Origin of the sequence: Enterobacter chuandaensis (assembly GCF_003594915.1) — a bacterium.
GTDB lineage: Bacteria > Pseudomonadota > Gammaproteobacteria > Enterobacterales > Enterobacteriaceae > Enterobacter > Enterobacter chuandaensis.
Genome location: NZ_QZCS01000002.1, coordinates 234,306 through 246,990, shown reverse-complemented (window position 1 = coordinate 246,990; position 12,685 = coordinate 234,306). Strand labels below are relative to the sequence as shown.

Annotated in this window: 7 protein-coding genes; 4 read left to right on the top strand and 3 right to left on the bottom strand. The window is 60.8% G+C overall.

All coding sequences use genetic code 11. The annotated features are described in order from the left end of the window. Positions 1-58: 58 nt before the first annotated feature. Positions 59-2,203 carry a TonB-dependent siderophore receptor gene (locus D5066_RS04350; protein WP_119915171.1) on the bottom strand — a complete coding sequence of 715 codons (2,145 nt, stop codon included), beginning with the start codon at positions 2,201-2,203 and terminating at the stop codon, positions 59-61. Positions 2,204-2,326: 123 nt separating this feature from the next. Here D5066_RS04350 and D5066_RS04345 point away from each other — a divergent pair, with 123 nt between their 5' ends. Next, positions 2,327-3,895, top strand: coding sequence for an alpha/beta hydrolase-fold protein (locus tag D5066_RS04345; protein WP_119915170.1), 1,569 nt, complete (start codon positions 2,327-2,329; stop codon positions 3,893-3,895). On the opposite strand, the gene D5066_RS04340 is transcribed toward D5066_RS04345, so the two are convergent. After that, positions 3,881-4,129, bottom strand: coding sequence for a DUF1158 domain-containing protein (locus D5066_RS04340; RefSeq protein ID WP_041910998.1), 249 nt, complete (start codon positions 4,127-4,129; stop codon positions 3,881-3,883). The two genes, D5066_RS04345 and D5066_RS04340, sit on opposite strands and share 15 nt — an antisense overlap. A 478-nt stretch (positions 4,130-4,607) precedes the next feature. Here D5066_RS04340 and D5066_RS04335 point away from each other — a divergent pair, with 478 nt between their 5' ends. The 3 genes from D5066_RS04335 to D5066_RS04325 all read left to right on the top strand — a co-directional run bounded on the left by D5066_RS04335 (position 4,608) and on the right by D5066_RS04325 (position 11,614). Further along, on the top strand, positions 4,608-7,316 hold the full coding sequence (locus tag D5066_RS04335; protein ID WP_119915169.1) for a cation-transporting P-type ATPase: 2,709 nt from the start codon (positions 4,608-4,610) through the stop codon (positions 7,314-7,316). Positions 7,317-7,387: 71 nt separating this feature from the next. After that, positions 7,388-8,449, top strand: coding sequence for an efflux RND transporter periplasmic adaptor subunit (locus D5066_RS04330; RefSeq protein ID WP_119915168.1), 1,062 nt, complete (start codon positions 7,388-7,390; stop codon positions 8,447-8,449). 9 nt (positions 8,450-8,458) lie between these two features. Further along, complete coding sequence (locus D5066_RS04325; RefSeq protein WP_119915167.1) at positions 8,459-11,614, top strand: efflux RND transporter permease subunit; 3,156 nt, start codon at positions 8,459-8,461, stop codon at positions 11,612-11,614. Here the strand turns inward: D5066_RS04325 and D5066_RS04320 are convergent. Beyond that, positions 11,544-12,665: a YbdK family carboxylate-amine ligase gene (locus D5066_RS04320; RefSeq protein ID WP_119915166.1), complete on the bottom strand. Its 1,122-nt coding sequence runs from the start codon at positions 12,663-12,665 to the stop codon at positions 11,544-11,546. The genes D5066_RS04325 and D5066_RS04320 overlap by 71 nt on opposite strands. Between the last annotated feature and the right edge of the window lie 20 nt (positions 12,666-12,685).

Below are 12,685 nucleotides of genomic sequence, written 5' to 3'. Positions count from 1 at the left end.
CCCTAACCCTCGCCCCTTTGGGGAGAGGGCCGGGGTGAGGGGGCAGATCGCACCATGTTTACCAGCGATAATTCACCGTCGCCGTCACCGTGCGGCCAATCCCGTAGAAGCACGCCGTATCGCTTGCGCACGACGCCACATACTTCGTGTCCGCCACGTTATTAACGTTAAACTGCACGCTCGCCCCTTTCAGGCTGCGGTTCATCTCGCCCAGATCGTAGCTCACCATTGCGTCATACAGATCCACCGACGGCACCTTGAAGGTGTTCTTCGCATCGCCGTAGCTGGTGCCGATGTAGCGCATCCCCACGCCTGCGGTCAGGCTCTTCAGCGCACCGCCCGGAACGGTATAGCTGGCAAACGCCGATGCCATATGCGCAGGAATACGCGCGGGCGTTTTGCCTTCGGTGCCCGCCACCGTGGTGCTTTTGGTTTTCGCGTCGGTGTAGGTGTACGAGCCAATCAGGTTGATGCTGTCCATCAGCGTGGAGTGGATTTCCGCCTCAACGCCTTTTGAACGCACCTTGCCTGCGTTCTCGAACCAGCCTTCGGCGCTGTTGTAGGTCGCCACGTTGTCCTGGGTTAAATCGTACAGCGCGAGAGTCATCAGCGTGGTATCGACCGGCTGATACTTCAGGCCAATCTCGGTCTGCTCCCCGGTGGTCGGCTTGAAGGGCGCAACGCCCGGCGCGCGGTTGGTTTGCAGGTTTGGTTCAAACGAGGTGCTGTAGCTGACGTATGGCGACAGGCCAGCGTCGAACGCGTACAGCAGGCCGGTTCGCCAGGTGAATTTGCTGTCGTTCTGCTGCGTGAGGCTGCTGTCGGTGAAGTCGCGGGTGCGCACTTCGCTCCAGTCGTAGCGTCCGGACACCAGCCACTCCCAGCGGTTCCAGCTCATCTGATCCTGCAGGTACAGGCCCATCTGATCGAGATTTTGCTGCTCGTTAGAGGCGGTTTTGAAGGTGCTTTCATCCACGTTCACGCCGTACACCGGGTTCGTCCAGTCGAGGTTGTACTGCGAACCGCTCCCGCGTGCCAGCAGCTGTTTATCTTTGCTGGTCTTGTAGTCGAACCCGCTGAGCAGAGTGTGGCCGACGCTGCCGGTCTCCAGCAGGTACTCCAGCTGGTTATCCAGGCCGAACTCGTTGGTGGTGCGTTCTTCATGCTGCGCGCGTCGCGTTAATACCGGGCTGTTGGCCGTGCTGCTGGCGTAAACGAGGTAACGGTATTTTTGCCTGATAGCGGCGTAACGTGCGTTCTGGCGGAAGGTGAGGTCGTCGGCGAACTGATGCTCCAGCTCGTAGCCGATCGTTGTCTGTTCGCGCCAGGATTGGTTGTAATTTGGATCGCTGACGTTAAAGTCGCGCGGGATGTATTTCCCGTCGACGCTTTTAACCGTGCCGTAGGCGGGCAGGAAGTTGCGGTAGCCCGCATCCGGATCCTTCTGGTAGCTGGTCAGCAGCGTAAAGCGGGTCTGGTCGTTCGGGTACCAGGTGATGGCAGGCGCAATCGCCATCCGCGTCTCTTTATAATCGTCCACCTGATTATGCTGGGTGCGGGCAATACCGTTCACGCGATACAGCACGCGGCCATCGTCGCTGAGCCTGCCACCGAAATCAAACGCGGCTTCTGCCAGATCGTTATTGCCGGTGCGAATTTGCACGTTGCGAATAGGCTCCGCGGTTGGACGTTTGCTGGTCATGCTGATTAACCCGCCCGGATTCACCTGGCCAAACAGAACCGACGCCGGACCACGTACCAGCTCCACGCGCTCCAGTAACCACGGATCAATTGCGCCCGTCTGGGACGAGGCCGTAGCGCCGAAGCTCAGGCCGTCGAGGAATTTCGGCACATAGCTAAAGCCGCGCACGAATACCTCATCGTTACGGTTCGATGAGCCGCGGTACTCGGTAAACACGCCCGCCGAATAGCGCAGCGCCTGCGATACGGACGTCACGTCCTGCATGTTCATCTGATCGCGGGTGATCACCGAGACCGACTGCGGCGTCTTAACGATCTCCGCGCTGGTTTTTGTCGCAGAGAGGGTTTTCGTCGCCACAATCCCCTTCACGGGCGCGGTCGGCTCCTGGCTCATTCCCTGCGTCACCGTAATGGTTTCTTCAGTGGTTTCTGCCTGTACTGCCACGCTGGCCGTGGCCAGGCTCAGCAGCCAGAGCTGCATTATCTTATTATTTTTAAACATGTTTTATACACATCCTTGGTTGCTATCGCCATAAAAACACCGGTAAAACGCGCTAGATGATATTGCAAATTATTACCATTTGCATTAGCGTTGGTAACAAATTTCGTCTGGGAACAAGCGGTAATGAAGAGGGTATGGAGTGGGTTGCTGGTAGGGATGGGGGCGCTGCCCGCCGTGGCGGCAGTATGCGAGCAGTCCTCCCTGCGGGGAGACATTCAGGGAAAATTTGATGCCAGCGGTGAAGTCTGCTTTTTACTCCCTGAACTGGGTGAAAATTATGTTTCCGCCACGCTCAACGGCGTGACGGACGCGCGTCTGCTGGACGGGCAAAACCAAAACATCCGCACGCTGATCGAAAGCGGGCCAGCGGATGGCGAACACACGCTGCTGTTTGCCCTGCCGGTGAAGCAGGGTACCTCTCTGATGCTGCGCGGTGAAGCGGGTAAGCCTTGGCGCTTTCGGTGGCGGATGAAAGAAACTTCCGCTTTGCCGCGCGTACAGATGCTGACGCCTGAAAGCCCGACGCTTCAGATGCTGGCAAAAACGGTGGTTGCCGGTGGCAGTACCGAGGCCTTCTGGCAGGCACAGATTCAGCAAGGAACGCCGATGGTGGAGCCGGTAGACGCAGAACATAAGCGCGTCACCTTCCTGTGGCGCGGCGCCCGGGATAACGTCTTTATTCTCGGCTCCCCGGCGGGGGATCACGATCCGCTGTTTCGCCTTGGCAACAGCGACGTCTGGTTTCGCAGCTACGTGGTGCCCGCCGACACGGTGATGCAGTACAAGCTCGCGCCCGATGTGCCGATCGTTGAGGGGACCTCACGCGACCAACGCCGCGCGATTCTGGTAAGCGCCCAGGCCGATCCGCTTAACCCGAACACCTTTGGTCAACAGAAGGCGGATCGCTGGAACCGCTATTCGCTGCTCGATCTCAGCCCGGCACGCTATTGCTCCGTGCAGGCCACGGCCCAGCCGCTGCGCCACGGATCGTTAAGCCGCCAGAGCATCGCCAGTAAAATCCTCGGTAATTCCCGCGAGGTGACGATCTACAAACCGCGTGGCACGCAGCCTGCGCGCTGGACGCTTATCCTTTTCGACGGGCAGGTTTATCAGGACGAGTACCATTTTGCCAACGTGCTGGATGGCCTGATAGGCCGCCACCATCTCCCGCCCGTCAACGTGGTGTTTATCGACAGCCTCGATCACGCCCGTCGCGGCAACGAGCTGCCGCCGAACCCGGATTTCGCCGACTTTATGGCGCACGAGCTGCTGCCGTGGTTACGCGGGCAGGGCATCGCGGTGCAGCGGCAGAAAACGGTGCTGGCGGGATCGAGCTACGGCGGCATTGCCTCCTCATGGGTGGCGCTGCGCTACCCGCGCCTGTTTGGCAACGTGCTGAGTCTTTCTGGATCGTACTGGTGGGCACCGAAAGGCGAAGCGCCCGGCTGGCTGACGCGCCAGTACCAGCAGTCGCCGCCGTATCCGGTCCGCTTCTGGCTGCAGGCCGGAAAGTTTGAAACCACGGGGCCGGGCGGGGGGATCTATCGCACCACGCAGGATTTCGAGCGGGTATTGCGCGAGAAAGGGTACCGCGTCAGCTTCCATCCCTCATCCAGCGGCCACGACTATGCGGCCTGGTGTGAAGCGCTGATCCACGGCATGCGCGACTTTACCGGCCTACGACGCCAGTGAAAACCAGCGGCGCCAGACGAAACGCAGGATGAAGAATTCGATGGCGCCGAGCAGTAAAAACCACACGCAGAACAAAATGGTGTAGAGCTGGTTGAGATCGACCATATGAAAGGTCTGAACCAGCTTCTGCGCCAGCACCAGACCCAGCGACGGCGCGGGCAGCAGTAAGCAAGAGATCAGGGCCATCAATAAAATGCCCCCCGCAGTCAGCAGCGATTCTAACGGGTGTTTCATCGTAATGTTAATCGTCAGTTAAAAATGTCATTGTCCGGCATCCTGTAACGTAAAGCAATATCAGCCACTCAGGCGTAATTGAATAAAACGCAGGTATTATTTTGCGAATAAATAACAAAACACGACCCGACATTCATATTAATATCGCGTTATGTAAATAAACGTCTTTATCACGAAAATAATTTTACAAACATATATGTGCTGTATCCAATTAACGTCGCAATAACAATGGCTGCGACAATGTATAACGCCAGGCGTCGTCCGCGATAAATACCAAACATGGTTCCCCCTCGTTTAGCGTTGGTTTAGAAATATTTTGTAAAAATCAGCGCGTCGAAATAATTTTAATCAATTCTGAATAACCCAGCAGTAAATATATTGCGGTAGATCAATTTTAACCGCAAGACATTAAAATCAATTTATTTAAGCCAGAAAGGATTTCAGGCTTCTGTTCACCGGATATTGAAGGAAAAATACGATGACCGAAAAAAAATTGTCCTCGAACGTGCCGCCTTCCGGCGGGCTGGCATACCAGCAGACTGCAGAGCAGGTGCTTACCCACGTGCAGAGCCAGGCCAGCGGTCTGGACCGTACAGAAGCGCAGGCGCGTCTGCAGAAACAGGGCCCGAACGCGTTACCGGAGAAAAAAGGCAAGCCGGGCTGGCTGCGTTTTCTTGCCCACTTTAACGATGTCCTGATTTATGTCCTGCTGGCCGCCGCGGTATTAACGGCGGTAATGGGCCACTGGGTCGATACGCTGGTTATTTTGGGCGTGGCGGTAATCAACGCCTTAATTGGCCATATTCAGGAAAGCAACGCGGAAAAATCTCTGAAGAGTATTCGCAATATGCTCTCCAGCGAGGCGCGTGTTATTCGTAACGGCAACCATGAAACTATACCGACGACTGAAATAGTCCCGGGCGATATTATTGTATTACGTGCGGGGGATCGTATTCCGGCGGATATGCGTTTAATTGAAGCGCATAATTTACGCGTGGAAGAGGCGATTCTGACCGGTGAATCCACCGTGGTGGATAAACACACGAATCCGCTGAGCGGTGAATTACCGCTGGGCGACCGCACCAATATGGTCTTCTCCGGAACGACCGTGAGCGCGGGCGGCGGCGTCGGCGTGGTCACGGCGACCGGTAAAGATACGGAACTCGGCCACATCAACCAGATGATGGCGGGTATCGAAAAGCACCGCACGCCGCTGCTGGTGCAGATGGACAAGCTGGGTAAAGCGATCTTCGCCATTATTCTGGCGATGATGGCCGCGTTGTTCGTCTTCAGCCTGGTGTTCCGCGAGATCCCAATGGGCGAACTGCTGCTCTCTCTGATCAGCCTGGCGGTGGCCTCCGTACCGGAAGGTCTGCCGGCGATTATTTCCATCATCCTCTCTCTGGGCGTACAGGCGATGGCGCGCAAGCGGGCGATTATCCGCAAGCTGCCGACGGTTGAAACCCTGGGCGCGATGACCGTGGTGTGCTCGGATAAAACCGGCACCCTGACCATGAACGAGATGACGGTAAAAGCCATCATCACCGCCGACGCCTGCTACCGCGTGGACGGCAACAGCTACGAGCCGGTGGGCAACATCTACCTGGAAGGCAGCGACGAGCCGGTGCAGATCCAGCCGGGCACCGTGCTGGAGCAGTACCTGCGCACCATCGACCTGTGTAACGACAGCCAGCTGATTCAGGACGAGCGCGGCCTGTGGGGCATCACCGGCGGGCCGACCGAGGGGGCGCTGAAGGTGCTGGCGGCGAAGGCCAGCCTCGAGCCTGTCATGACCACGCTTATCAACAAGATCCCGTTCGACTCGCAGTATAAGTACATGAGCACCCACTACCAGATTGGCGGTGAGGAGCAGATCCTGATCACCGGCGCGCCGGATGTGATATTCGCCCTCTGCGCTCAGCAGCAGACCCGCAACGGCGCGGAAGCCTTCAACCGCGCGAACTGGGAAAGCGAGATGGAGCGCTATGCGCGTCAGGGGCTGCGCATGGTCGCCGCGGCGTTTAAGCCGGCTAACGGCGAGCAGGAACTGACCCACGATGACCTGAGCCACGGCCTGATCTTCCTCGGCATCGCCGGGATGATGGATCCGCCGCGTCCGGAAGCGATTGATGCGATTAACGCCTGCCAGCAGGCGGGGATCCGCGTGAAGATGATCACCGGGGATCACCCGCAGACGGCGATGAGCATCGGCCAGATGCTGGGGATCACCAACAGCGAGCAGGCGGTCACCGGCTACGAGCTGGAGAAAATGGACGACGCCGCGCTGGCGGAAGCGGCGGTGAAGTATGACATCTTCGCCCGTACCAGCCCGGAGCATAAGCTGCGCCTGGTGAAAGCGCTGCAGGACAAAGGCGAAATCGTCGGCATGACCGGTGACGGCGTGAACGACGCCCCGGCGCTGCGTCAGGCGGACGTGGGCATCGCGATGGGCATCAAAGGGACGGAGGTGACCAAAGAGGCGGCGGACATGGTTCTGACGGACGATAACTTCGCCACCATCGCCAGCGCGGTGAAAGAGGGGCGTCGCGTTTACGACAACCTGAAGAAGACCATTCTGTTTATCATGCCGACCAACCTGGCGCAGGGTCTGCTGATTGTGATTGCGCTGCTGGCGGGGAACATTATTCCGCTGACGCCAGTGCTGATTCTGTGGATGAACATGGCCACCTCCGCCACGCTCTCCTTCGGTCTGGCCTTTGAGGCTGCAGAGCACAACATCATGCGCCGTCCGCCGCGCCAGACCGGGCAGCACGTGATGGACGCCTACGCCGTGTGGCGCGTGGCCTTCGTCGGCACCATGATTGCCATCGCCGCCTTTGCGCTGGAAGCCTGGCTGGCCCCGCGCGGCCACAGCGCGGAGTTCATCCGCACCGTGCTGCTGCAGATGCTGGTCTGCGCCCAGTGGGTGTATATGATTAACTGCCGCAACACCGAAGGGTTCTCCCTGAACCGCGGCCTGCTGGCGAACAAAGGGATCTGGCTGGTGACGGGCGTGCTGTTCCTGCTCCAGGCGGCGATTATCTACCTGCCGTTTATGCAGATGCTGTTCGGTACCGAAGCGCTACCGCTGCGCTACTGGTTTGTGACTCTGGCGGTGGCGGGCGTGATGTTCTTCGTCGTCGAAATCGAGAAGCGACTGACCCGCAGGTTCCGTAAGGCTGCATAACAAAGACCCCACACCCCTCTCCCCTTTGGGGAGAGGGTTAGGGTGAGGGGAAAACACTGAGGTACTTCGTAATGAAACTCCCGCTCCTGTTCGCACTCCTCGCCTGCACGCTGCAATCCGCATTCGCCGCCATTCCCGTTCGCGTCGCCGCCGTGGAGCAGACCGTCCATGCCGCCGAGCGCCAGATCCCGGGCCGCGTCGAAGCTATCCACACCGTTGAGCTGCGCGCGCGTACGGAAGGCGTGATCACTCAAATCCACTTCCGCGACGGGCAGTACGTGAAAAAAGGCGACGTGCTGTTCGAGCTGGACGACGCCGAGCCGCGCGCCGCCCTGCGCCTGGCGCAGGCCGAAGTGAGAAGCGCCGAAGCCACGCTGCGTCAGGCGCAGCAGCAGCTTTCCCGCTTTGAAAGTCTGGGCAGCAGCAACGCCATCAGCCGTCACGACGTGGATAACGCCCGCATGCAGCGGGACGTGGCGAGCGCCGCACTGGAGCAGGCGAAAGCCCGGCTCGATACCCGCAGCGTCACGCTGAACTACACCCGCATCACCTCGCCGATTGACGGCCGCGTGGGGCACAGCCAGTTCCACGTCGGCAGCCTGGTGAATCCTGCCAGCGGCGTGCTGGTGGAGGTCGTGCAGCTCGATCCCATTCGCATCGCCTTTGCGCTGGAAGAGGGCGCATTTGCCACCAAAGCCGGACAGCATGCGGATATCAGTGCCATGAAGCAGGCCTGGCAGGCATTCATTGACAGCAACGGCCAGCACGTCAGCGGCGAGCTGACGTCCGTGGACAACCGCATCGATCCGCAGACCGCCAGCGTGATGCTGCGCGCCGAGTTTGCCAACCCGCGTCATCAGCTCCTGCCCGGCGGCAACGTAAACGTGTATTTGCGCCCGGCCAGCGAGCAGCCGGTGCTGACCCTACCCGCCACCGCGGTCCAGCAGAACGGCGCCGGGTTCTTCGCCTGGGTGGTTAACGCCGACGGCAAGGCCGAAAGGCGTCCGCTGCAGGTCACCGGGCAGATCGGCCAGCGGTTCGAGATTGCCTCAGGCGTGAAGCCCGGTGAGCGAGCGATTACTGACGGCGCGCAGCGCGTGCAGCCCGGCGCTGCCGTCCAGATACTCAATTAAGGAGCCATCATGCTGACGTTTTTCATCAAACGCCCGCGTTTCGCGATGGTGATTGCGCTAGTCATTACCCTGCTGGGGGCCATCGCGCTGAGGATTATCCCGGTGGAGCAGTACCCGCAGATCACGCCGCCGGTGGTAAACGTGTCTGCCAGCTGGCCGGGCGCCAGCTCGTCTGACGTGGCGGAGGCCATCGCCACGCCACTGGAAACCCAGCTGAACGGTGTGGATCACATGCTCTATATGGAGTCCACGAGTTCGGACGAAGGCAGCTACAGCCTGAACATTACCTTTGCGGCGGGCACCGACCCGGACCTCGCCGCCATCGACGTGCAGAACCGCGTGTCGCAGGCTCTGGCGCAGCTGCCAACCGAGGCTCAGCAAAACGGCGTGCAGGTGCGCAAGCGCGCCACCAACCTGATGATGGGGGTAAGTCTTTACTCACCGAACAACACCCATACGCCGCTGTTCGTCAGCAACTACGCCAGTACCCAGGTGCGTGAGGCGCTGTCACGCCTGCCGGGCGTCGGGCAGGTGCAGATGTTTGGCGCGCGCGACTACAGCATGCGCATCTGGCTGCGTCCGGACCGCATGAACGCCCTGAACGTCACCACCGACGACGTGGCGCAGGCGCTGCGCGAGCAGAACGTGCAGGGGGCGGCAGGCCAGGTCGGCACGCCGCCGGTGTTTAACGGCCAGCAGCAGACCCTGACCATCAACGGGCTGGGGCGCTTAAGCCAGGCCGAAGACTTTGCCGACATCATCATCCGTGCGGGCGAGATGGGTCAGCTGGTGCGCCTGAAGGATGTCGCCACCATCGAGCTTGGCTCGCGCAGCTACAGCTCCGGCGCACAGCTGAACGGGCATGACTCCGCCTACCTCGGCATCTATCCTACGCCGTCCGCTAACGCCCTGCGCGTGGCCGACGCGGTGCGCGCGGAGCTGGATCGCCTCTCGACGCGCTTCCCGGACGACCTGGTCTATGAAGTTAAATTCGACACCACTTCGTTCGTTGCCGCCACCATCAAAGAGATTGGCGTCTCGCTGGCGCTGACCATGCTGGCCGTTGTAGTCGTGGTATCCCTGTTCCTGCAAAGCTGGCGCGCGACGCTGATTGTCGCCCTCGCCATTCCGGTATCGCTGGTGGGCACCTTTGCGGTGCTCTACGCGCTCGGCTACTCCGCCAACACGCTGAGCCTGTTCGCCATTATTCTGGCGCTGACCATGGTGGTGGATGACGCCATCGTGGTGGTGGAGAGCGTCGAAACGCTGATCGCGGAAGGGCAGAGCCGCACGGCGGCGACCGCGCTGGCGCTACGCCAGATTGCCGGGCCGGTCATCGCGACGACGCTGGTGCTGCTGGCAGTGTTTGTGCCGGTGGCGCTCCTGCCGGGGATTGTCGGCGAGCTGTACCGCCAGTTCGCGGTGACGCTCTCCACCGCCGTCACGCTCTCAAGCCTGGTGGCGCTGACCCTGACGCCCGCGCTGTGTGCGATGCTGCTGCGCCCGCGCCCGGAGAAACCTGCAGCAGTCTATCGCGCCTTTAACCGTGGGCTGGACGCCACGCGCGGTTTCTACACCCGCATCGTGAACGTATTAAACCTGCGTCCGTGGCTGGCGCTGCTGGCCACCGCGGGCGCGGCGGTCGTGGTGGCGTTCAGCTTTATGTCGATGCCGAAAGGCTTCCTGCCCCAGGAAGACCAGGGCTACTTCTTCGCCAGCGTCCAGCTGCCGGAGGCGGCCTCGCTGGAGCGCACCGAAGCGGTGATGAACACCGCGCGCGAGCTGATCGCTAAAAACCCGGCGGTGGAAGACGTGATTCAGGTCTCCGGGTTTAACATCCTCAACGGCACCAGCGCGTCGAACGGCGCGTTTATCTCCATCATGCTGAAAGACTGGAGCGAGCGCCCGCCGCTGGATGAAGTGATGGGCACCCTGCAGCGCCAGCTGCTGGCCCTGCCGGAAGCGACCATCATGACCTTCGCGCCGCCGACGCTGCCGGGGCTGGGCAATGCCTCTGGCTTCGACCTGCGCATTCAGGCGCAGGCGGGGCAGAGCCCGGCGGAGCTGGAGCGCGTCACGCGTGAGGTGCTGGCAAAAGCCAACCAGCATCCGCAGCTGAGCCGCGTGTTCACCACCTGGAGCAGCAACGTGCCGCAGCTGACGTTAACCGTTGACCGCGAGCGTGCGGCCCGGCTCGACGTGCCGGTGTCGCGTATCTTCAGCAGCCTGCAAACCGCCTTCGGCGGCACCCGCGCCGGGGATTTCAGCGTCAACAACCGCGTCTACCACGTGGTAATGCAGAACGAAATGCAGTGGCGTGAGCGCGCGGAGCAAATCAGCGAGCTGTTCGTGCGCAGCAACAGCGGCGAGCGGGTGCGCCTGAGCAACCTCGTCACCATCACGCCGACCGTCGGCGCGCCATTTATTCAGCAGTACAACCAGTTCCCGTCGGTATCGGTAAGCGGTTCGGCAGCGGAAGGGGTAAGCAGCAGCACCGCGATGGCGGCGATGGGCGAAATTCTGGCGCAGAGCCTGCCTGCCGGGTACGACTACGCCTGGAGCGGCATGTCGTATCAGGAGCAGCAGACCGGCAATCAGGCGATATGGATCGTGCTGGCGGCGGTGGTGATGGCGTGGTTGTTCCTCGTCGCCCAGTATGAGAGCTGGACGCTCCCGGCGAGCGTGATGCTTTCGGTGCTGTTCGCCATCGGCGGGGCGCTGCTCTGGCTATGGATGGCGGGCTACGCCAACGACGTGTACGTGCAGATTGGCCTGGTCTTGCTGATCGCGTTAGCGGCGAAAAACGCGATTCTTATCGTGGAGTTCGCCCGCGCGCGGCGGATGGACGGGATGGAGATTGTCGATGCCGCGCGGGAAGGGGCATCGCGCCGCTTCCGCGCGGTGATGATGACCGCCGTGTCGTTCATCATCGGCGTATTGCCCATGATGCTGGCGACCGGGGCGGGTGCCCAGAGCCGCCGCATCATCGGCACCACGGTGTTCAGCGGCATGCTGGTGGCGACGGTGGTGGGGATTATGTTTATCCCCGCGCTGTTCGTGCTGTTCCAGCGCCTGCGCGAGTGGGGCCACGGCCTTACGGACTCGTCGCCCACAGCTCGCAGTGCTTCTGCACCAGAGAAATCAGCGAGCCACCGTCGGCAATAAACTCCCGCATGCGCTGCGCCTCGCTCTTGCCCTGCTTTAACAGCAGGGCAATTTCATTTATCGCGCTCGCCGCACCGAGCTTCTCGGCCGACGGCGCAACCTGCTCCAGCAGCCAGGCAATGTCTTCCGCCACGGTTTTGTGCTCGCCGGTGTGCACATCCGTCAGGATCCCCTCCAGCCCGTAGCGACACGCCTGAAAACGGTTAAAGCGGTAGAGCAGAAAATCTTTTTCCTGATGCTTATAGGGCCGCGCGGTCAGCAGCCAGTGGGACGTCGCCTGAATAAGCCCGGCGATGTTAATCGCGTGGCCGAGCGTCAGCGGCGTATCCATCACCCGCACCTCCACGGTGCCGAAGTGCGGGCTGGGGCGGATGTCCCAGTGCAGATCTTTAATGCTGTCGATCATGCTGGTTGAACTCAGGCGGCGGAACAGCCCCTCGAACTCCTGCCAGCTGTTAACCCACGGCATCTGGCCGTTATCCGGGAACCCTGAGAAGATGTTGAGCCGCGACGAGGAGAACTTTGTGTCGGTGCCCTGCATGTACGGCGAGGCGGCCGCCAGGGCGATAAAGTGCGGCACGAAGCGCGACAGGCCGTGCAGCAGGTAAATGGCGTCATCCCCGGTCCGGCAGCCGACGTGCACGTGCTGGCCGAACACCGTCGCCTGCAAAATCAGGTAGCCAAAGCGCTCCAGCGTGACGTTATAGCGCTCGTCGTCGCACACCTCCTGCCGCTGCCACTTCTGGAACGGGTGCGTTCCGCCGCCGCAGATCTGGATATGCTGCTCCGCCGCTGCGCGCAGGATGCTCTGCTGCATCACCGAGAACTGCGCCGCCGCCTGGTCGATGGTCTGGCACACGCCGGTGGCGATTTCGAGCATGCTTTCGGTGATGTCGTGCTTAACCTCGCCGCCTTTGATCTCGTCTTTGACGGCGGCGATGAGGGCGGACGAGTCCTGGCTCAGATCGTAGCCCGGCGGATTAACCACCTGCAGTTCGAGTTCGATGCCGAGGGTAAAAGGTTCAGAGGACTTAAAATCAGGTAAAGGCATGGCGCACTCCGTTGTCTGTT

Bases quoted from the DNA above. Each gene is read 5' to 3' on its own strand.
- D5066_RS04350 (WP_119915171.1), bottom strand. From the start codon at position 2,203: ATGTTTAAAAATAATAAGATAATGCAGCTCTGGCTGCTGAGCCTGGCC.
- D5066_RS04345 (WP_119915170.1), top strand. From the start codon at position 2,327: ATGAAGAGGGTATGGAGTGGGTTGCTGGTAGGGATGGGGGCGCTGCCC.
- D5066_RS04340 (WP_041910998.1), bottom strand. From the start codon at position 4,129: ATGAAACACCCGTTAGAATCGCTGCTGACTGCGGGGGGCATTTTATTG.
- D5066_RS04335 (WP_119915169.1), top strand. From the start codon at position 4,608: ATGACCGAAAAAAAATTGTCCTCGAACGTGCCGCCTTCCGGCGGGCTG.
- D5066_RS04330 (WP_119915168.1), top strand. From the start codon at position 7,388: ATGAAACTCCCGCTCCTGTTCGCACTCCTCGCCTGCACGCTGCAATCC.
- D5066_RS04325 (WP_119915167.1), top strand. From the start codon at position 8,459: ATGCTGACGTTTTTCATCAAACGCCCGCGTTTCGCGATGGTGATTGCG.
- D5066_RS04320 (WP_119915166.1), bottom strand. From the start codon at position 12,665: ATGCCTTTACCTGATTTTAAGTCCTCTGAACCTTTTACCCTCGGCATC.